This is a genomic window from Martelella mediterranea (assembly GCF_004342225.1).
Lineage (GTDB): Bacteria > Pseudomonadota > Alphaproteobacteria > Rhizobiales > Rhizobiaceae > Martelella > Martelella mediterranea_B.
On the sequence record NZ_SMAR01000048.1, the window covers coordinates 1 to 20599 of the forward strand.

At 55.9% G+C, this 20599-nt stretch carries 16 protein-coding genes and 2 pseudogenes; 5 read left to right on the forward strand and 13 right to left on the reverse strand.

Annotated elements, in window-relative coordinates; translation table 11 throughout:
* Positions 1 to 49: 49 nt before the first annotated feature.
* Positions 50 to 1024 carry a mitochondrial fission ELM1 family protein gene (locus EDC90_RS18660; protein ID WP_132314056.1) on the reverse strand — a complete coding sequence of 325 codons (975 nt, stop codon included), beginning with the start codon at positions 1022 to 1024 and terminating at the stop codon, positions 50 to 52.
* Positions 1025 to 1221: 197 nt separating this feature from the next.
* The gene (locus EDC90_RS20960) at positions 1222 to 1362 is read right to left on the reverse strand and encodes a hypothetical protein (protein WP_165972898.1); all 141 of its coding nucleotides are present in this window, start codon (positions 1360 to 1362) and stop codon (positions 1222 to 1224) included.
* 809 nt (positions 1363 to 2171) lie between these two features.
* Between EDC90_RS20960 and EDC90_RS18665 the strand changes: the two genes are divergently transcribed.
* The 3 genes from EDC90_RS18665 to hsdR are packed head-to-tail and all read left to right on the forward strand — an operon-like array spanning position 2172 to position 7137.
* Entirely contained in the window at positions 2172 to 3623 is a 1452-nt protein-coding gene (locus EDC90_RS18665) for an N-6 DNA methylase (RefSeq protein WP_132314057.1), read from the forward strand.
* Positions 3620 to 4843, forward strand: coding sequence for a restriction endonuclease subunit S (locus EDC90_RS18670; RefSeq protein WP_132314058.1), 1224 nt, complete (start codon positions 3620 to 3622; stop codon positions 4841 to 4843). The genes EDC90_RS18665 and EDC90_RS18670 overlap by 4 nt, the downstream gene beginning before the upstream one ends.
* Positions 4840 to 7137, forward strand: a complete 2298-nt coding sequence (gene hsdR / locus EDC90_RS18675) for an EcoAI/FtnUII family type I restriction enzme subunit R (RefSeq protein ID WP_132314059.1) — start codon at positions 4840 to 4842, stop codon at positions 7135 to 7137. The genes EDC90_RS18670 and hsdR overlap by 4 nt, the downstream gene beginning before the upstream one ends.
* 291 nt (positions 7138 to 7428) lie before the next feature.
* Here hsdR and EDC90_RS18680 read toward each other — a convergent pair.
* Both EDC90_RS18680 and EDC90_RS18685 read right to left on the reverse strand, forming a co-directional pair.
* A protein-coding gene (locus EDC90_RS18680; RefSeq protein ID WP_165972899.1) for an IS3 family transposase occupies positions 7429 to 8594 on the reverse strand; the annotation gives its coding sequence in 2 pieces (ribosomal slippage) (positions 7429 to 8327 and positions 8327 to 8594; 1167 coding nt in all).
* Between the two features lie 14 nt (positions 8595 to 8608).
* Positions 8609 to 9382, reverse strand: a complete 774-nt coding sequence (locus EDC90_RS18685) for a DNA adenine methylase (protein ID WP_132314061.1) — start codon at positions 9380 to 9382, stop codon at positions 8609 to 8611.
* A 301-nt stretch (positions 9383 to 9683) separates the two neighbouring features.
* On the opposite strand from EDC90_RS18685, the gene EDC90_RS18690 reads away from it, so the two are divergent.
* Positions 9684 to 10181 carry a DUF2165 family protein gene (locus EDC90_RS18690; protein WP_132308362.1) on the forward strand — a complete coding sequence of 166 codons (498 nt, stop codon included), beginning with the start codon at positions 9684 to 9686 and terminating at the stop codon, positions 10179 to 10181.
* 68 nt (positions 10182 to 10249) lie between these two features.
* On the opposite strand, the pseudogene EDC90_RS21325 reads toward EDC90_RS18690, so the two are convergent.
* The 5 genes and pseudogenes from EDC90_RS21325 to EDC90_RS18715 form a co-directional block, all read right to left on the reverse strand.
* Positions 10250 to 10470 (reverse strand): annotated as a pseudogene (locus EDC90_RS21325) (DNA adenine methylase); the annotation flags it as partial.
* Positions 10467 to 12050 carry a putative bifunctional diguanylate cyclase/phosphodiesterase gene (locus tag EDC90_RS18700; RefSeq protein WP_165972900.1) on the reverse strand — a complete coding sequence of 528 codons (1584 nt, stop codon included), beginning with the start codon at positions 12048 to 12050 and terminating at the stop codon, positions 10467 to 10469. The pseudogene EDC90_RS21325 and the gene EDC90_RS18700, both read right to left, overlap by 4 nt.
* 296 nt (positions 12051 to 12346) lie before the next feature.
* Complete coding sequence (locus EDC90_RS18705) at positions 12347 to 12670, reverse strand: hypothetical protein (protein WP_132314063.1); 324 nt, start codon at positions 12668 to 12670, stop codon at positions 12347 to 12349.
* A complete protein-coding gene (locus tag EDC90_RS18710; protein ID WP_132314064.1) occupies positions 12667 to 13080 on the reverse strand; it encodes a hypothetical protein in 414 nt (137 codons plus the stop codon). The genes EDC90_RS18705 and EDC90_RS18710 overlap by 4 nt, the downstream gene beginning before the upstream one ends.
* Positions 13077 to 14027 (reverse strand): glycoside hydrolase family protein, encoded by a 951-nt coding sequence (locus EDC90_RS18715; protein WP_132314065.1) that lies wholly within the window; start codon positions 14025 to 14027, stop codon positions 13077 to 13079. Before EDC90_RS18715 ends, EDC90_RS18710 begins: the two co-directional genes overlap by 4 nt.
* A gap of 177 nt (positions 14028 to 14204) precedes the next feature.
* On the opposite strand from EDC90_RS18715, the gene EDC90_RS18720 reads away from it, so the two are divergent.
* Positions 14205 to 14645 carry a hypothetical protein gene (locus tag EDC90_RS18720; RefSeq protein WP_132314066.1) on the forward strand — a complete coding sequence of 147 codons (441 nt, stop codon included), beginning with the start codon at positions 14205 to 14207 and terminating at the stop codon, positions 14643 to 14645.
* A gap of 603 nt (positions 14646 to 15248) precedes the next feature.
* Here EDC90_RS18720 and EDC90_RS18725 read toward each other — a convergent pair.
* The 4 genes and pseudogenes from EDC90_RS18725 to EDC90_RS20965 all read right to left on the reverse strand — a co-directional run.
* Positions 15249 to 15893, reverse strand: a complete 645-nt coding sequence (locus tag EDC90_RS18725) for a DUF4376 domain-containing protein (RefSeq protein ID WP_132314067.1) — start codon at positions 15891 to 15893, stop codon at positions 15249 to 15251.
* The gene (locus tag EDC90_RS18730; RefSeq protein ID WP_132314068.1) at positions 15893 to 16990 is read right to left on the reverse strand and encodes a hypothetical protein; all 1098 of its coding nucleotides are present in this window, start codon (positions 16988 to 16990) and stop codon (positions 15893 to 15895) included. The genes EDC90_RS18725 and EDC90_RS18730 overlap by 1 nt, the downstream gene beginning before the upstream one ends.
* The gene (locus tag EDC90_RS18735) at positions 16987 to 20274 is read right to left on the reverse strand and encodes a host specificity protein J (protein WP_132314069.1); all 3288 of its coding nucleotides are present in this window, start codon (positions 20272 to 20274) and stop codon (positions 16987 to 16989) included. The genes EDC90_RS18730 and EDC90_RS18735 overlap by 4 nt, the downstream gene beginning before the upstream one ends.
* Positions 20275 to 20290: 16 nt before the next feature.
* Positions 20291 to 20599: pseudogene (locus tag EDC90_RS20965) on the reverse strand (tail assembly protein); the annotation flags it as partial.

Sequence of the window (20599 nt, forward strand, 5' to 3'; positions counted from 1 at the left end):
GTAGGCCACGTGTGCGCACTGTTCTCACCACAGGAATGCTGGAACTACTTCAAATCAACAGCATGCGTTGCAGACTAATCGCCCGATGCTCTAATTTTTCCAGAATCGCATCCGCGATCACGGCAGTCGTATCGACTGGCTGATAGTCGTAAGGCTCCAGCGTCCCTTCAAACGGGCGGACAAACCCATCGTCCCTTATATGGGCCAGAAACCGTGCGAGCTTCGGATTAAGAGTCCCTGTCATGACCGGGAAAACCGGCTTGCCGGTAAAAAGCGCTTCACTCACCATATTGTGCGAGTCCGCTGTAACGGCCAGCATATCGGCAAACCCGAGAATCGCCTGATACGGATTATCGCCAGTCCCATCCCAGATCCAGTGCGGAAAGCCATTGAGGCGTTCCTTAAGTGCCGCCATCAAACTGGCGGGACTACGCCGCGATGGTGTGATAATGATACTGCCGACCTGGTCCAACGCACGGTCAACCTGGCGCAGGAACACATTGAGCGCGTCTTGCGCATTACGCGCGCCCGAAAGCGGATTACCGATCATCATACCGAGCCGCGGCCCCGGCAGACTATCCCAGACCCTTGGGCGGTTTTCCGTAGCAGCTTTAATTTCATGCAGCTGCAGATTATGCGGCGCAGTATCGCTGACCAGGACATTTGGCCCGCGCAAACGGTCATGGCGCGGAACCCAGACCAAATCCGCAAAATCAGGCGCGATGCGCGGATCCTTCAGAAAAACTGTAAATGTACGGCCATTTGAGACCTTGCGGAGAGACCGGAGATAAGGGACAGCCCGCCGGCCGGAGGCAATCGCAATGTCAGGAAATGGTGGAGCAATCGGACTATCATGACGCGTGTGACGGTCCCTGAAAGGCACCGGACCGCGCGGCATCAGCCACGTCCAGGGCTTGCCGGGGGCGAGCACACGCTCTTCAATATCGGCCTGCAAACGCCTCGCAACGCCGAGGCACTGGACACGATCTCCGATTTTTCCATCTGTCAGAATCCAGGCCCGCAACTTTTGGCAACTCTCTCTTCGCAATGGCCTTACGGCCAGAATCTAAACCACTTCACAGGAAGTGGTCCGACTCATGCATCAAAACAATGATAAGGTATTATGCCTGACGCTGCACTAGAGGCAAAATCTCGTCGGCTGGTCTCGCCGCCGCCAAAGAATCTGCTTTATCCTCAACTGCTGAACTCGATTCCAGCGACTCAAAAACCATGAAAAGCGAGATCCATACCCGCCCTTTCATCGAGAGAGGAAAGGCGCTTTGGCACCCTGCGCACATAGACATAAATGCCGTCGCGCTGGTGCAGATAACGATCTGGGTTGCCCTGCCGGGATAAAGACATTTTCGCGCCCTGTAACACGTTTTGATACAGGATTTGTTACACGAAAAGTGCGCTTTTCACAAAACAGCACGGAAAAGAAAAAAGAAACTATTGGAAAATCAAATAGTTAAACCTTCTACAGAAAGAAGATTTTGGTGCGGTCGAGAAGACTTTTAGAGTCCCATAAAAAACAATAAAAACAGCATCATATGTGGACCACAACAGCCAAACGGCGGATATAAGAAAACAGTATGTTATCGCCAGTGTGTACCATGCAAAAGCACCTACTGACTAACCCCAACGTCCACAGAAATCGTCACCTGTGGACAATCACTCGTTCGGGATGGCACCCCGTTCAATTGCCAGCTCGCCCTTCATCAAAACCGAGAAATCATGAAGAGCACCAACAGTGGTGGAAACGCCGCCTGCTTGACGCACCCTGAAAGCCGGTGAAGGACGAAACTTCACCGGCTCATTCAATTTGTAAAGGTCGGAATGAAGTCGGGGCAGCAGACGTTCAGCGTTGACAGGAGCGGCGTCACTTTCGGCTCTGGGCGCACATTCGTGTCAGGGGCGGCGGATGAGCGCTTTCCCCCGGAGCGGTCATTCGTACCAAGGCACGGTGAACCGCAGCAGCAGGCCATAGATGCCGACCTTCCACGCCGGGCCTCGCTGGCGTGGAAGCGCAAACGAACGCACACATTTGGCGAAGTATGCGTTTAGGACAACTTGCACCGCTGCGCTAATTCAGAAACCCAGAACACATGCAGACGCCTGCAATTGCCTGTATTCCTACGGCGCGGTAAGGTGCCCGGAATCAAGAGGCAGGCATGTTTGAAAACGCATTCAATAACATAGACAGGGCATTACGAAACGACGAGGGTCTCGGGTCCGAGCTGGACTACGCCGAGCAGACGTCATGGCTGCTCTTTCTCAAGTATCTCGACGACCTCGAGACCGAGCGCCGGGACGAGGCAGAGCTCGAGGGCAAGGACTACAGCCCCATCGTCTCTCCCGCCTACAGCTGGAAGACCTGGGCCGCGCCAAAGACGGCGGACGGCAAGCTCGACCACAATGCCGCGCTGACCGGGGCCGACCTGATCGACTTCGTCAACGGCAAGCTCTTCCCCTATCTCAAGAAATTCCGCGAGAGCACCGACAACCCCGACAGCCTCGACTACAAGATCGGCGAGATCTTCTCCGAGATCGGCAACAAGTTTCGCTCCGGCTACTCCCTCCGCGACGCGCTCGAGATCGTCGATCAGCTCGACTTCGGCAGCCAGAAGGCCAAGCACGAGCTGTCCGACCTTTACGAGACCCGCATCAAGCGCATGGGCAATGCGGGACGGAACGGCGGGGAATACTACACGCCCCGCCCCCTGATCCGCGCCATGATCAAGGTCACCGACCCGAAGATCGGCGAGACCATCTACGACGGCGCCTGCGGCTCGGCGGGCTTCCTGTGCGAGGCGTGGCAATACCTGCGCCGCGATGACCTGTCGGCGTCGGACTGGGCCACGCTCCAGCGGCGGACCTTCTACGGGCAGGAGAAGAAATCGCTCGCCTACGTCCTCGGCGTCATGAACATGATCCTCCACGGGATCGAGGCGCCCAGCATCCGCCACACCAACACGCTCACCGAGAACGTGATGGATATTCAGGAGCGGGACCGCCACGATATCGTCCTCGCCAACCCGCCCTTCGGCGGCGGCGAGCGCAAGGAGGTGCAGCAGAACTTCCCCATCAAATCGGGCGAGACCGCCTACCTCTTCCTCCAGCACTTCATGCGTAAGCTTCGCGCGGGCGGGCGCGGCGCGGTGGTCATCAAGAACACCTTCCTCAGTAACACCGACGGGGCCAGCGTCGCGCTGCGCAAAGAACTGCTTGAAAGCTGCAACCTGCACACCGTGCTCGACTGTCCCGGCGGCACCTTCCAGGGCGCGGGCGTCAAGACGGTGGTGCTGTTCTTCGAGAAGGGGTCGAAGACACGCTCGGTCTGGTACTACCAGCTCGATCCGGGCCGGTCGCTGGGCAAGACCAACCCGCTGAACGACGCCGACCTTGCGGAGTTCGTGGCGCTTCAGCCGGGTCGCGAGGACAGCGCGCAAAGCTGGTCGGTGGACGTTGCCGATATGGATGCCGAGACATGGGACCTGTCGGTCAAGAACTCCAACGCGCCCGAGGCGGCGCCCCTGCGCGCGCCCGCCGAGATCATCGACACCATGCTGGCGCGGGACGCGGAGACGGCGCAGATTCTTGAAGACATCCGGGGGATGCTGTGAAGGATCTACCGGCGTCAGATTGGGTTCAGACCACCGTTGGTGAAGCTTTCCAGACTGTCACAGGAAGCACTCCCCCGAAATCAAAATCGGACTTGTATGGAACCGCGATCCCGTTCGTGAAGCCGCCAGAATTGGCAAATTCGGAAGTCACAACCGCCAAAGATGGCCTGACTGAGAAAGGTCGTGCGCTGGCGCGAGTCGCACCGGAAGGCAGCACGCTCGTCTCCTGCATTGGGAATCTTGGAAAGATTGGCCTCACTGCGGTAGACGTAGCATTCAACCAGCAAATCAACGCAATGCTTCCGAACCCAAATATTGCACTTGCCAAATTTGTATTTTACCTGACGCTATCCCCTCAGTTTCAGAAGCAACTGTTTGCACTGTCTTCCGGCACGACAGTCTCAATCGTCAACAAGTCGCGCTTCAACTCGATCAAGGTTCACCTCCCGCCGCTGGAGGAGCAGAAGCGGATCGTTGCGGTGCTCGATCAGGCCTTCGCCGCCCTCGACCGCGCCCGCGCCCATGCCGAGGCCAATCTGGCGGATGCGGAGGCGTTGTTTGACGCCGCGTTGAACGAAGTCTTCAACCAACCGCCGACCGACTGGAAGGAGGGAATACTGGGGGAGATTTGCTCAAAGATCGGAAGCGGGGCGACGCCCCGTGGCGGAGCAGAATCTTACAAGGCCGAGGGCATATCTCTAATTCGTAGTCTGAATGTCCATGATCGCGACTTTCGAAAAGCAAAGCTGGCTTATATTGATGACGATCAGGGGAAGAAACTGTCGAATGTGATCGTTGAGGAGCGGGATGTACTATTTAACATCACAGGAGCATCGATTGCGCGATGCTGCATGGTGGACAGCGCAGTCCTTCCGGCTCGGGTCAATCAGCACGTTGCAATATTGCGGCCTAACGATACACAACTGCTCCCGGAATTTTTGACTTTGTTTATGACTGCCTCTGAGCAAAAGAAACGACTTCTTGAAACGGGAGCGGAGGGAGGTGCGACCAGACAAGCTATCACGAAGACACAATTGCAATCGCTCTCAGTGCGTTATCCTTCCGACACCGGAACTCAGCAGGAATTTGTCAAGAAGCTACAACTGTCCGAAGCCAAATGTCGTGCGGCTGCAGCAAGCTATAGCGTGAAACTTGACGACATAACCGACCTCCGCCAATCCCTGTTGCAAAAGGCCTTCTCCGGCCAACTGACCGCATGACAGAGACCGAAGCCGACACCCGCGCCAATCGCATTGATCCCGTCCTGCGCGAGGCCGGGTGGGGCGTGGTGGAAGGCTCGAAGATCCGGCGCGAGATGATCTGCCCGGGCCGGATTACCGGGGCGGGCCGGATCAACCCGCTCTCGGCCGATTACGTGCTCAGCTACCGCGACCGCAAGCTTGCCGTGATCGAGGCCAAGCGCGCGGGCCTCGGCTATACCGACGGTGTCGGACAGGCCAAGGACTACGCCACCCGCCTGAAGGCCCGCCTCGCCTATTCGACCAACGGGATCGGCTGGTACGGCATCGACATGGCCACGGGGAAAGAGGGCGACCATGCGCTGCCATTCCCCTCGCCGCAGGAGCTTTGGGACCTGTGCTTTCCCGAGGGCAACGACTGGCGCGAGCGCTTCGGCGAAGTGCCTTTCGAGACGGAGGGCGGCAAATGGGAGCCGCGCTATTACCAGCACAACGCCATTACCGCCGTGCTCGACGCCATCGCCCGCGGTGACCAGCGCATCCTGCTGACGCTGGCGACGGGGACCGGCAAGACCTCCATCGCCTTCCAGATCGCGTGGAAGCTCTACCACGCCTCATGGAACCTCTCCCGCGACCCGGTGCGCCGCCCGCGCATCCTGTTCCTCGCCGACCGCAACATCCTGGCCGACCAGGCTTACAATTCGTTCAGCGCCTTCCCGCCCGACGCGCTCTGCCGTATCAGCCCCGACGAGATCCGCAAGCAGGGCAAGATCCCGAAGAACGCGAACGTCTTCTTCACGATCTTCCAGACCTTCATGACCGGATCGGGCGAGTTCACCTATCATGGCTACCCGCCGGATTTCTTCGATTTCATCGTGATCGACGAATGCCACCGCGGTGGCGCCAAGGACGAAAGCACCTGGCGCGGCATCCTCGAATACTTCTCGCCCGCCGTTCAGCTCGGCCTGACTGCGACGCCCAAGCGCGACGTGAACGCCGACACCTACGGCTATTTCGGCGACCCGGTCTACACCTATGCCCTGAGGGAGGGGATCGGCGACGGCTTTCTGACGCCGTTCAAGGTGCGCCAGATGGCCAGCACCATAGATGAGTATACCTGGAGCGACGAGGACGAGTTGATTTCGGGCGAGATCGATCCGGAGAAAACCTACCGCGAGGGCGACTTCAATACGACGCTCGTGATCCCCGAGCGAGAAAAAAGCCGCGTCGAGGAGTTCATAGACCAGATCGACCAGCGCCAGAAGACGCTGGTTTTCTGCGCCACGCAGGACCACGCGGCGCGCGTCCGGGACTACATCAACCAGGTGAAGGACAATCCCGACCCGCATTACTGCCAGCGCGTGACCGCCGACGATGGCAAACTGGGCGAGCAGTATCTGCGCGAGTTCCAGGACAATGAGAAGTCCCTGCCAACCATACTGACGACCTCCCACAAGCTTTCGACCGGCGTGGATGCCCGGAACATCCGCAACATCGTCCTGATGCGCCCGATCAAGTCGATGATCGAATTCAAACAGATCATCGGTCGCGGCACGCGGACCTTCGACGGGAAAGACTTCTTCACCGTCTTCGACTTCGTGAAGGCCTACGAGCACTTCAACGACCCGGAATGGGACGGCGAACCGCTTCCGCCCGATACCCCGTCGCCCGGCCCCAGCCCGACACCGCCCCCCCAGCCCGAGACACCCGAGCCTGGCCCCGACGATCCGCCGGGTGGCGAGAAGGTCGTGGTGAAGCTCGGCGACGGCAAGGAACGGCAGATCCGCTACATCGCCGCGACGACCTACTGGTCTCATGACGGCCGGCCGATCACCGCGCAGGAGTTCATGGAGCAGCTTTTCGGTGATCTCGGCAATCTCGTCGCCTCCGAGGAAGAGCTGCGCGCCGTCTGGAGCGATCCGGAACGGCGCGAAGGCTTCATCCAGCGGCTCACGGAACTCGGCTACGACGCCGATCGCATGGAAGACATGCGCCGCCTTATCGACGCGCCGAACAGCGATGTCTTCGACGTGCTGGCCTATGTCCGCTTTACCCTCGCGCCTCTCGCACGGGCCGAGCGGGCCGAAGCCGCCCGGTCGGCTGGCCTCGGTGGCTACGAATCTGAGATGCGCCAGTTTCTCGACTATGTCCTAACAGCCTACGAGGCCCGAGGTATCGAGGAACTATCTCTGGGCAAGATTCGGGACTTCCTACGTATCCGTTATGGGGGAACGAACGATGCGAAAGCAGCCCTAGGGCCGGTTTCGGAAATCAGGAAGGCCTTTGTGGACATCCAGGAGCATCTGTTCCGCTAGACGAATGACCGCTGCTTCGCACCCCGAAGTTACGAAATCCGCCCTCAATAGACTTGCAGTCACCCGGCCGAAGCGTCTGCATTCGAGAACCGGATTCGACACCTCGTACGACCGAAGTGAAGGCGCATTTCGGACGTAGAACCGCTCGCCCATATAGCAATAGCCGCCTTCCCCTAGAATAGGGGAAGGTTCCTTGCTTCGGTCACACTTTTACCATCCAGGATAATCACCTCGCCCACTGGCTTTGCTGCACCACTGCCAACCGTGTAGTCCAGTTGGACTTACCCCGATTTAGTGGAGAGGTTCTGTCTCAAAATTCCGGTTTATTACCTCGAACTGGATCGGTGATTTATATCCGAGAGCAGAATGTCTGCGCACAGGATTATAGAAACCGTCAATGTATTCGCCAATGGCTTTGATCGCATCCTTACGTGTGTAGAACACAGTTCGCCATATCAGTTCCGACTTGATCGTCTTGAAGACGGTTTCCACCATCGAATTATCGTAACAATTTCCTTTTCCGCTCATGGATGGAAGCATTTTGTGCGCTTCGAGAATTCTGCGATACTCATAACTGGCATATTGGCTTCCCCTGTCCGAGTGCTGGATCAACCCCGGCTCTGGTTGTCGGATTGCAATGGCCTTCTTCAAAGCACAGATCGCGAGATCCTTTTTCATCCTATCCCGTGCTTCCCAGCCGATAATACGACGAGAGAAAAGATCGACAACAATTGCCAGATACAGCCAACCTTCTGCGGTCCATATGTAACTGATATCGACACCCCATTTCTGATCTGGCCCATCACAAGTGAAGTCCTGATCCAGAAGATTGGGAGCGACAGGCTCGCCATGATTGCTGTCGGTCGTGCGTTTGAAGCGTGTTTTCTGCCGGGCTTTAAGGCCGTTTTCGCGCATCAGTCGCGCCGTGCGGTGACGACCTGCCCGAATGCCTTCTTCGTTCAGCTCAACATGCATGCGAGGGCTGCCATAGGTTTCGCGCGACAGCGCAAACTGATTGCGAATGTGCGCCAGAATAATCATGTCATCAAGCTGGCGACGACTGGGCAAACGATGCTTCCATGCATAATAGCCGCTGATACTGACACCTGCGAGAGCACACAGCCGTGACAGAGACATGTGGGCCTTCTCCGTGTCGATGAATGCAAACTTCATCGACTTGTCTCCCGAGCGAAGAAGGCCGTCGCTTTTTTTAATAAATCTCGTTCCTGTCGTAGAAGCTCATTTTCTTTTCGAAGACGGGCAAGCTCCTGATGCATGTCCTCATGCGGACCAGAAAGCAAATCTTTCTCAGCAATATTACGCCGCCAACGGTCAAGTGTTGACTTGCCAATGCCAAGGTCCTCTGCGACCGACGAAATGCTTCGACCACTCGTCGTCAAAATCCGAACGGCTTCGCGTTTGAACTCTTCTGTAAATTCTCGCTGCTTCAATTCCAAGTCTCCTGTCAGTTTTATCTAACAGAAGCCCTCCACTTTTGAAGGGGAAGTCCAAGTTTCACATCAGCGAATTGGAAGGCTGCGAAGATGCCCCGCACTTCCGGACAATCATTCAACGAGACGATGAAGCGGCCCTTGATGCCGGACAGCAATTCAGCCATTTCAGCAAAGTCGTCGCGCCTGAAGCAGTCTTTGCCATAGTCTTTCTCTGAGCCGTAATATGGCGGATCGAGATAGAACAAGGCCCCCTCCCGGTCGTAACGCGCGATGAAATCCCGCCAGTCGAGGTTCTCGATGACGACACCAGACAGGCGCTCATGCACCTCTTCCAGAATGGGGCCAAGGCGGTTCAGATCGAAGCGGGCCGGTCCGTGGCGCTCGACACCAAAATTTCGCCCGGAGACCTTTCCACCGAAGGCCAGCCGCTGGAGATAGAGAAAGCGGGCTGCGCGTTCGAGGTCCGTTAGCGTTTTCGGATCTGTTGCGGCCAGCCGCTCAAACTCCCGGCGTGACGACAGCTGGAATTTGATCACATCCAGAAACTGCGGATAGTGCCGCTGAAGGATCCGGAAGAGCGTGGTCACGTCACCGGAATAGTCATTGACCACCTCGCAGCGGGCCGCCAGCGTGCGGCGGAAGAAAACCCCGCCCATGCCGACGAATGGTTCTGCATAAAGGTCATGCGGGGTCTGTTCGATGATGGAGGAAACGCGCCTGGCGAGACGTTTTTTGCCACCAAGATAGGCGGCAGGCGGCGAAACGGGCCGCACCGATATCATTCCTTGCATTGTGGGATATGTCCGAATCTGCCACACACCGCTTCGCCTGCGCAGGCGGTCGGGTGCGGTGAGGATTCTCTATGCTTACCGGACGGGACTATGTTTGGCGACTGGCCCGTTGTTTGCAGCCTTGGCGGGCTGCAGGCCGCCCGATGCCGGGCAGCAGAAAAGCCGATCAGAAGCGTATTCGTGTCTTGATCATAAGGATGAGAAATTTTGCATGCTGACAACTGTCAAAGTTGCCAGAAGATCCGCACTACGCTTTCTGCTAAGTTACTAAAAACACAGAACATCCAGGAGCCAACTCTACATGACTATCAGGCTTTCAAAATCCTTGATGGTACTTGCCATTGCCTTTTTTGCCACGCTCGTCGCATTTGGGAATATCACGGACTACGGTTCAAACTATGCCTTCGTTCACCATGTCTTCTTAATGGACACGATCTTTCCGGATTCATCAATCAAATACCGGGCGATTGAATCTGAAACCCTTCACCATGCAGGCTACATTTTCATTATTGCACTGGAAACGCTCACCGCGATCCTATGCTGGGTTGGCGGCTTCAAGCTGCTTGCAGCCACTAGCGGTTCGCCGAGAGAGTTTAATGCTCGCAAGAAATGGGCGGTTGCAGGTTTAACTCTGGGTTTTCTGACATGGCAGGTAGGGTTCATGTCGATTGGCGGTGAATGGTTCGGCATGTGGATGTCAGAACAATGGAACGGCATAGAAAGTGCGTTCCGCTTTTTCATCACGATTATTGCGGTTCTGATTTATCTTGTTGTGCCCGACACGGATAATGCCGCTTAGTGAAAGGCAACTCAACCGCTGTGAAAGCTGGAGCATGGTCGTCTCGCCCTCGTTGGCGAATGAAGACGTTCAACATCGAAACTCCGGTGGGCAACGTTGCCGCCGAAGGCTAAGCGCTGAAGATAGAGAAAGCGGGCAGCAACAGATCCGGCAGCGTTGACTGATCTGTTGCTGCTAACCTTTCAAATTCACGACGCGATGACAGCTGGAACTTAATCACATCCAGAAACTGCGGATAGTGCCGCTGCAGGATCCAGAACAGCGTGGTCCCATTAAACCTAGCTATCATAAGGGATATTTTTTTCCGCTTCGCAATAAATCGATCATACCCTCATACGACATTGGCTTTTCAAAAAAATACCCCTGCGCCGTGTCGCATCCCATCTGTTTTAAAGCGATTGCCTGATCGAGTTTCTCAACGCCCTCGGCGGTAACAGACATGCCGAATCCTTTTGATATCCCAATGATTCCTTCGATTATTGCTCGATCACCCTTACCTGCGTTGAAATCATCGACAAAGCTTTTGTCGATTTTGAGTTTATCAACCTTAAACCTTCGGAGATGCGACAAAGATGCGTTGCCTGTTCCAAAATCATCCAACGCGACACTGACCCCGCCGTTACGCAATGACGTTAGCTTCTCAATAGCCGGCTGTTCATTTCGTCCAAACAGTACGTCTTCGGTTACTTCGATCTCAAACTTTTTTACCGGATATCTGAAAGATCTGAGCGCTGACAGAATCGCAGGGACGATTTTTGGGTGACCGAAAGCGATATTGGAAACATTGAAGGCAATACACCCCGCATCGAGCCCTTCGCCGGACAACCTGCGCAAATCCTGCATCACTTTATCAAACAAATAAGCTGTCAGTCTCAAACTAAGGCGATGATCTTCAAAGGCAGACCAGAATGCATGTGGGGACAGAAGCCCCCGCGAGGGATGATGCCACCGCGCCAACATCTCAAACCCAGTGATTTCCCCCGTATTCAGATCAATTTGGGGCTGATAGAACGGAACTAATTCACCACGCGGCAGCCCGAGTGACACTTCCTCAACGATTCTGGCGCGCTCAATAACAGCCGCTCCCATTTTCTCCGTATAGGGCTGCACCTGGTTCCGTCCGCTATTCTTCGCCTCGAACAAGGCTATATCAGCAGCCTTGATCAGCCCTTCAGGAGAACTGGCATGCTCCGGACACCGCGCCATACCGACACTCACTTTAGCCCACAGAGCATGGTCCTTATAACGAACTTGTTTTCCAGCCTGCCGCGCTATTTTTCGTGCCAGCATGGTGGCAGACGTCTCATCCAGATTTTCAGCGATTACTCCGAACTCATCGCCGCTGAGTCGTGCGACCAGCACACCTGGCGCGATCAACGGTTTAAGGCTCTCTGCCACGCCTTTTAAAAATGCGTCACCGGCGTCATGCCCAAACGTATCGTTGATATCCTTGAAATAATCAAAATCCAGCGTGAACAAGCTGACATCGTATTTCTCTTCCAGAGCACGGGAAATCGCATCCTCCAGACTTTTTCGAAAATACAGTCGATTGGGCAGTCCGGTCAGTTCGTCTGTGTTAGCGATGGCGTCAATTTGATCTCGGGCGGACTTCAGCTCAGTGATATCGAAACTGATACCAATTAATCTGCCGGGAGAAATTCTCTGGACACGTGTAGCTAACCAAATAACGTCTCCATCAGGCCCCAGACAGCGAAACGTGACCTCTTCCAGTTCGGCATTTCGGCCAAGCTCAGCGCGAATATTTCGATCATCAGGATGGATCCGCTCAAGAACATCGCAAAGCGGCCCGGACCCAATCCCGATAAGATCCTCTGAGTTTTGGGAGCGCGTAACATAATCGGTTTTCAAGTCTTGTTCCCACGCGACCATACGACCAGCCTGGAGAGCAAGGCTCAACCAATGTTCATTATTGTCTGAGCGACGCCTCTTAATGCCCGGACTACCAAGCGCTCCGTTTTTCTCCACCTTCTTCTCTCTCCCCTGAAAAATAGAAATAGCGAAAAGATAAAAGCAATGAACGTTTTCAAAATATCAGGCAATAAAAATCGTCTTGAAAGTCCGCTATATATGCGAATACTTTAATAGTGATTGAAATTCAGAAAATTACACAACTATTAGTCATCATAGCCGAACATTCACCTTCATCACCCACCCTTCACTGCCCTGATCAACTGCAAGATTCCATCTGAGAGCCACACACCGAAGCCGGTACCTGCCATAGCTGCGCCGAGGATATAGCCGCGGCCGATCTGCTTGATCTTCTGAACATCGGCAACAAAGGTTTCGGTTTCTGTCAGGCGTTCGGAAAGCGCTTTGTTTTCGCTGATCAGCTTTTCATTCTGATGCTCGACCGTGTTCAGGCGTTCATGGATCTCTTCATGGCTGGAGCGGTTATCATCCACCTTGCGGATCAGGGCATCAAGCTTGCCCTGAACCTCTCCGAGCTGACGTGCGATTTCAACGGTCATTTCCCTGCCTTCAAAACGGTCTTCAGCCCCGCCACGCCGGAGCCGACATAAAACACCCACTGGATCATATTCCCCGCCCATGCCTGCATCTGAGGCGTTGGCAGGTCTGCAATCGTCCACGGAAAGTGAAAGACGCTATCGAGGATGACAGCGGTCCACCAAAGCGCCAGCGGTAACAGGAACAGGCTGGCAAACAGCCAGAACCACGGAAACGACAGTTTGGCCTTGTTGTAATCGGCCATGATCCGGGTTTCTTCGACCACCTGCCGGTAATATTCCGCCGTCAGATCCGCTTTGATCTTCTCCCGGTCTGTTTCCTGTTCGGCCCGCTTTTCAATGAGCTTAATGGCGCGGTCGACAATGCCGCCTGCGCCAAGCCGCACCAGCCATGTGAAGAGTGTGCCGATCATACTTCGACCTCATGCCCAGTGATGGTGTTGATCCGGCGCGCGATCACATCGCGATAACGCCATGCAAACCAGAGAGCGGCAAAGACGATGACACCGGCAACAATCCAGCCAACAGGCAGACCAGCCATCCATGCGGCAGCGCCGGAGGCAGCCGCCGACGCGCCGGACTTTGCCGCTGCGTCCTTGAATGCCTTCATGTCGCGCCGCAGCTGGGCAATGGTGGCCGGGCCGATGATGCCGTCATTGACCAGATGCGGATGCGCCATCTGATAGGCCAGCACAGCCTTGCGGGTATTCTTGCCGAACCAGCCGTCGATTGCACCGGGATCAAATCCACGCTTTTTCAGCATGGTCTGAACATCGGCAACAACCGGATCACCGGTTGCGGGCTTTTCGTCCGTTTCGGCGCGCGGCACACCTTCAGGCGCACCCGTAACCGTATCGACACCAGTATAGATGCCCTTTTCAAAAAGAAGGCTTTCTTCCTGTCGGCGACGGACGAGGCCCGGAAGCTTGCGGCCTTTCGAGGTGTTGTAATGTGAAGCCAGATAGTCAGCAGCCTGTTTCAGCCGCCCTGCCCGCCAGAGCTTGCCAAAGCGCCATTTGCTGACCACACGCCCACCGAGGTTATAAGCGGCACTGGTTCCAGCATCGAGCTGATACTGCGTCCGGTTATCCGGCGAATGTGCAACAACCTCTTTGCCGTAGCCGTTATCGATCACTGTGCGAAGGATCCGGTCGGATTGTTCTGCTGTGATCTTCGTTTTGCCGGGGATCAGCTTCTTGATGCTGAGCCTGGCGAATTCCGCCCGGCAGTATGGCGACTTCATCGTGAAGCCCGTGCCGATAGTCGGCGTGCCGGTGGGATCGCGATAGGCTGTCAGCGGATTGCCTTCATGCAGGCGCACAAAGGCACGCCCCCGGCTGGATACCGTGGTGATTGGCATGATCGATTTTCCTTAATACTGGGGTCTGGTTGGTCAGTTACTGTAAGTGAGTATCAACTTCGACTTGACTAAGTTTCGACGAACGGAATATGCAAATCGTATGCATTGCACCGACGAATAGGCTCAATTCCTGATCGTAATTTCATTCGTTGCTTTGCCATTAGGGGGAAGCATGAAATGAAGTTGTTTGCGTTGTTATTGTCTGTGGCGATGCTTGCGGGCTGCAGCACCTACAATCAGGTACTGGAACCAGTTAATGGCCAGATATTTTTGGCTGGTGACAAAGAGTGTGCCCGCTATCGCCCAATTTCTTCGGGCGTCATTCAGTGTTTCAACTCTGAAGGAAGGCCTGCCGGAAACCGTAGAGCGCTGACCTCGCAAGAATTGCAGTATTATCAAATGCGACAGATGCAACAACAACAGCAGGCTCAATATCAGAGTATGATGTTGCAGCAGCAAATCGCTCAAAACCAAATGGCGTCGCAGCAATATACCGCAAACGTATATCAGTCGATCTCGAACAATATGCCGTCTTATCAGCTCGGTTCTTGGGCCTATCAAAAGCCACAGGTACGCTGCATCAGCGCAAGCATTTACACGAACTGCAGAGCCTACTGAAGCTCGGTCGAGCGCCGATTTGGCACCCAGCAACGCCAGAGCGTCACAGCAACACCCAAGGGTAAAACAGCGATTGCCCGCAACAAGCCGCCGCCATGGCACATCGCACGATAGAATTCTGTTCCGGCCCGAAAACGGGACCATCCTAGCATGACAATCAAGTAGTCATGAATGCACGAAGCCCAAACAAGCCAGCACCAGTCCCACCGAGCCACATGTGACGTGATCCATCGCCTACAAAATGGCGACGAGATATTAAAGACATAGCCGTTTGGGATCGTCACGGTGTGGCCAGTTCCAAGCTGCCAGACAAAGGTTGACGTACGCCGGAAGTGTTCTCCATCCGGCAGTATTTCGTAAGCTTTCATGCGCAGGTCTCCGCAGGTGTAACAGCATGGAGAGCCACTTCAAACGTCTTCAAAGTGTCTGGTATCGTGCCAGGTTCGCGAATTCGCACGTTGATATGAAAACCGTCAACTGGTTGGATGACCATATATCCGCCGTCGTCGTCCCACCCGTGGATGCTCAGACGATCCCGCCATAGACAGCGCCGTCAACTGATTTCCGAGAATCTCAGCCCAATCATCGGTGATGGCATGCCGGTCAGTCCGGCCAGTAGCTGTCATTGGCGTAATCGGCAGGGATCGGATCCATATCCTTGATCGTTCGGGCTGCCATAATATGCGCCTGCTCATGCGCCAGAACGGCCTCACCGAGTGCGACCATGGCCTGTGCATCGAGTTTGTGCGTGGTATTGTCTGCCGCAATCCATGCAAAGTCATAGTTCTGACCGTGCCAGCGATAGTCACCGGCAACCGTCCCCGCCTCGATTGCAGATCGGGCAGATGCTGCCCAGCGCGAGATCTTGTCGATATCGCCGGGGCGGGACTGATACTTAACACCTGCGAACAGAAAGCCGTCGGCAATGCGCCGGTCGCGTTCGGCATCCACGGCGTTGCGCAACATCCGGTTTTCGCGGCCTTCAACAAACGCCGCGACAGCGTCCCGATGCTGATCGAGTAAGGCATGCAGATCATCCGGCGATGGGAAATCCGCTTCAACGTTCCATTCGAGGATCACTGCTGAGCCGAGACGCTGATCGGTCTCCTCATCAATCAGATGACCGGTTTTAAAATCCTGATCGGCAGTCGCGTCAGGAAAGGCCAGCGACAACAGATAACCAAGCGTATTGTGATCAAGGTCAGGATTGAGCGCATTGGCGCTGTCGGGGGAGATTTCAGTCGCCATTACCGGTTCCTCGCATATTTCGCACGAACATAAATTTCACGAACAGCCCAGTCATAGTTCTGGACGCGCAGGCCGGTGACAAACATACCTGCCGGACAATCAACGTTGTTGCCTGTCGTCTTAACCGTGCCGATCTCGTACACGCCGGAGTCATGCTGGACGCGCGCGCCAGCCTGAGCAAACCTGTCGTGGAGCCACCCATATGAGTTAGTCCACGTGTCGCCGCTGGGCGCTATCATGAACCTTTGTGAGCCAAGATCATTCGGGGTGGCTCCCCAGTAAAGCGTAAAGTTAGACCTCTCGCCGTCGGTGCCATACTTAATGCCAGCGGCCCAGTTACCGGCGTTTGGTTTAGAGAACAAAATGCGCGGACCATCGCTTGTGCCGCGCTCCTCTAGGTGGAGCCGTGTCCCGTAAGATCGGGCTTGTCCAGTGAGTTTCAGGTTAGGTTGGCCCTGTGCCGGTGCCTCGAAGGCGTTAGGTCCCCATGAGTAAAACCCACCGTCCTGCCGGAACTCCCAATGCGGCCAGTCCGCGTTACCAAACCCCTTCACCGTTATCCGAGCAGCATGATAGCTGCCCACAAGCTCATACATAGTGAAATCTGCAAATGCTCCATTAACATCACCGTCGCTGGTGGCACCACGAGGAATGCGGAGTCTCAGAGTAGAGTAATTGTCAGCACCGGTTGTTCCTGAGTTTGCATCCGGGGCGTGCTGTACGAGCCCCCAACCGTTTGTGACCAGCGGCCCCATCGTATCGCCTGACTTCGAAACAGCCTCCAGCTTGTCCCGCGCCTCTGCGGCATTGTCTGCGCTCATCAGATCATTGGTGTAATCCGTGCCACCGGCGCTGACAAAATCATGGCTGTCCGGTTTGAGTTCGCCGATCACGACATCATCCGCGCCATCATAGACGCAAAGCTTCCATGGGCTGGACGCCGTGTTGATCCACATCGTGCCCGCACTGGCATAGGATGGCCGCTCAACACCGCTGTGCAGTGTCAGTGCGGCCTTGCGCCAGCTGTTGATATTGGCCGCAAGCTGCGAGCCATTGGTGACGGTCGGATCAATCGTCACATTCTCATATTGCGTCATGCATGCACCTTTCCGTAGCCAACGGCCACATAGTCAAACGAGCGCTCAACCGGCGTGCCGGACTGATCTTTGAACACGATGCCAAAGCCGCTCTCATCCTTGTTTGCGATTTCGTAAAAGTCGCCGAAGCGAAGGCCCTGCGCCGATATCGAAACACCTGTCAGCCCATAATAAGGCGGGTCAAAGCCGATCCGCTTTCCGGCAACCGGCACGACGATATTGTTGCCGCTTAAAATCCGGTCGGGCATATCGACCGTCAGCTCAGCCCGTGCGACAATCGGCGTGATGTTCTCATCTTCTGACGAAAGCCGAAGCCGCATCCGATAGGCCCGTGCCGCCACATCGCCGGTCGCCGCCTCATGCCAGTCTGTCCAGACGGTATCAGATGCACCCGGATCCCCATCCGTGGTGCGGATTTCCATCACCACATTCCACTTCGACGGATCCGCCCCGACCATGCCATCGAGGTCGATCAGCAGCGGCCATTTATCCATCGTCTCATCCAGTTCCTGCCCGTAAACAGACAGAACCGGCGTGATCCTTGAAGTGAAGACCGAGCCAAGATCGATGGTGCGGGCCGAGACATAGGTTCCGGCCTCAACCACGGTGTAGATATCGTCTCCGGCATTGGCCAGCCGCAGGCCCGGTTCACCGGCAAAGCAATTGTCCAGTGTCCCGGACCATGCCGGTTGCTCGACAAAGCGCTCGATTGCATTCGTCGGCGTTGCCCCGACCGTGGTCTGAATGAGGGTGGCAGAGGGACTTTCAACGCCCTGCCGCGTTACCGCCTTGATCAGGTAGGTTCCCGGTCGTGTCGGGATCTGCACGCTTGTTGCATCGACATGGCCGAGCTGTGCACCGGAAGAACGCCATGTCACGCCCGTCATCTCCGGCGAATAGCGGATCACATAATGCGACAGGTTCAGTGCATCGACCGGCGACCATGTCAGCGTCGCCATATCGCCGATCACTGCAATGTTGAAGCGTTCGACATTGCCCGGTGGTGACAGGACACTCGACAGATAAACTGCTTCAAGCTGCGTCCATTTTGACCGCTGATTGAGCGCGGTAAAGACGGAACGAACCCGGAAGCTGTAAACACCGGGATCGAGATCCTGCAGATCAATCGAAACGCTTGTCGTGGAACCGACCGGCAGCCAGATCCCGCCCTGCTCGCGATACTCCACCTCGTAAAGGGTCGCCCGTGTATCATTCGGGGCAGACCAGCCGATTGTGACCGCACCGCGCACCGACACGCCACCGGCCAGATAGAGATATTCTTCCACCGTGATATGCGATGGTGCCAGAAGCGGCCCGGTCGGATAGGTGGAAAACGATGGCGGTTCGAGGATCAGACCTTTCTCGACGCGATCCCATTTGGTTTCGTCATAGATCAGCGCCGAGACATCGAACTGATGCTTGTCGTTTTCCGTGATCGATAAAACCCGGAAGGGACGCGGTGCGGCATCCGAGCCTGTCAGGATCCACATTGCACCGGCGACCGGCTTGTCCGGAAGCGCCGATGACAGAACAAGTGTTTCTGTTATTTCTGTATGTTCTGTTTGTTCTATTGTTTCTGTATTTTCTGTATTTTCCGTTAGTTCCGTTAGTTCCGTTGTTTCTGTTTTCCCTGCCCCATTCACCACCGAGCGATCCGCCAGTGCACCATCCGGCATCACAGCCGTCAGTGTATAGGTCTCGCCGTCATTGAGCGTCACCGGTGCATCGACCGTGACCATGGTCAGATCGTCCGAAACGGCCTTGATCCGCCCGCCATAACGCACGCCCGCATAGGATGGATCAGCCACCAGAACCACATCACCCGGCGCAACGTCAGCATGATCCAGCCCCGCACGATAGGTCACGACTTCAGTTGAGTGCTGTTCGGTATCAAGCAGCCATGCGCCGTAACGATGCGCCTGCCCGCGTGAGCAACAGCCAATCGCCTGGATCTCTGTCTGGCGTGATCCATACCGCGCAACGGCATCCGGATCTTCGACCACTTCAATGGCGGGTTTATAGTTGTTCTCAGGATCGAACCAGCGTACCAGCACCTGCGTGTGGCGGGCCGAGAGCGCCGATCCCTGATAGGAAAATGTGCCGTCAACCACATTGGCCTGAGACACCAGTTTCACGGGATCGGCAGGCTTGTCACAAACCGCCGTGACCGCACCCGTCCCCCAGTAGACCATACCCCGGAACACACCGGCAAAGGCTGTCAGGACATTGATCGCCTCATCGCGTGAGGTAATCGCGCCGTTGAAGGTGTAACGCGGCTCTTTCCCGCCAAAGCCATCATCGACCAGTGCATCGCAATATTGCGCGATCTCGTAAAGCGCCCATTTCGACACCTGCCCGACATCGACATACTGGCCGAGGCCATAGCGGTCATTGACCACCAGATCATAAAAGATCCATGCCGGATTATCGGTGACCGCCCGTTTGAATGTGCCATCCCAGACACCGGCATAGGCCCGCGCCTCCGGATCATAATTTGAGGGCACTTCAATCTCGATACCGGCCCAGTCAACAGACACGGTCGGGATGGCATTGCCGCCAAACTCGGCCGCATCCAGCGTGACACCCAGAACAGCACTGTCGGGGTAGGTCAGCCGGTAATCTTCAATCACCGTATAGGATGACCAGTAGGTCTGGTTATTGGACGTTGTGCCATTGGCATCCTCGGAAAGACGACGAACCCGGATATACCACGGCCCGGCCTCCTCCAGCGGGATCCGGTAGGCCCGGACATAAGGCGAGGTGCATTTGCCCGAGATCGTGTCCCGGCGCACTTCGCGCCATGTGCCTGCCTCTGAGCGCCGGTCAATGGCGATATCAACCGAATTCTCTTTGACATTGCCATTATCGGGATCGGTATAGATCAGCTGCGGCACCTGAATAGAGACACGCACTGCCGTTGCCGCCAGATTGGTGATGGCCCGCGTGGCCGACAGATCCTGTTTGATCTCAACACCAACGCCCTGTTCATTCTCGACAGCCGGAAACCCGGACAAGGCGGCCTGATCAGGAAAGCCGTTGCGGGTCTCAAAAGTGCCGCCTTCAAAGTTGAACGAGCCGTCCGGGTTCTGGACCGGCACATCGTCAAAGAAGATCGACTTCGCCCCATCCTTCAGCCCACCGGTCACGCCTTCGCTGACCAGAAACAAAAGCCGCATGGTTTGTTTTGAGCGCAGCGTGTTCGGGGCTTCGTTGTATCCGCCGGAGCCACCGCTTTTGCCGCCCTTCCCGCCACCGCCATGGCCGGAAATTCGCATATGTTGCATGATGTGTTTCCGAAATTCAGATTGCGATATCTTCGGTGGAAAGGCCCGCGGCGATCAGCACCGGCGAGACCCGGAATTTCTTCCCATAGACCAGCGGCACGGGGCCGCCTTCCGTCGTCACATTGGCCCCGCCGTTAAACAGATAGGAGGCCTGATCTTCATTGGAGCTGTCAGCGACTTTCGGGGCCGGTGAAAGCATCTGTCCGAGCCCGCCCATGGCAAGCGCCATACCAAGCCCCTTCATCGCACCGCCGACCGTCGTTCCCAGAAAGCCAGCACCGGCCAGTGAGGCAGGCATGAAGAAGGCCGCGCCGATCAGGAACAC